Raw genomic sequence first — 503 nt, 5'->3', positions numbered from 1 at the left:
ATAACAATGAATTATATGATGTAATGAGTAAATATTCATTAATTGAATTTGAAATAATCAGTATTGGTTATGACCTAAAAAATGAAGATATAGACTTCAATATCCACACATATTATAGAATCGGAGAACCTAAAGTTAATGAAATGGGAACTGCATATCTCCCAAGTTACAACTTTGCTACAGAAAAAAGAGAAAAGGGCGTTTCTTGTATTTCCTTAAATTGGTTAAATAGCTTAAAATCTGTTTTTTTCAATATTACCGATGAAAGAATAGAAAAAGACGGTATATGGGAAATTAAAGGAATTAAAATTACAACAGGAGGAGATGATGAACCGTTAATAATTCCTATTGATTGGGCAAAAAAAACAAATTTTAAAAGCATAGATAAAGTTAGAGAAATTTTAGAAAATAAGTAACAATAATTTAAATATTTTAAGACAAAAAAAACAAGGGGCTATAAGCCCCTTGTTACTCAACCAAATCAAATTCAATTTCTTCATCCT

General features: G+C 27.2%; 1 protein-coding gene. It reads left to right on the top strand.

Features of this window, described 5'->3' with window-relative positions; translation table 11 throughout:
- The coding region (locus tag QZ357_RS06240) for a hypothetical protein (RefSeq protein ID WP_290773293.1) at positions 1 to 416 on the top strand (416 nt) is incomplete at its 5' end.
- Between the last annotated feature and the right edge of the window lie 87 nt (positions 417 to 503).

The organism is Anaerofustis sp. (genome assembly GCF_019420015.1).
Classification (GTDB): domain Bacteria; phylum Bacillota; class Clostridia; order Eubacteriales; family Anaerofustaceae; genus Anaerofustis.
This window is presented reverse-complemented; position numbering and strand designations above follow the sequence as displayed.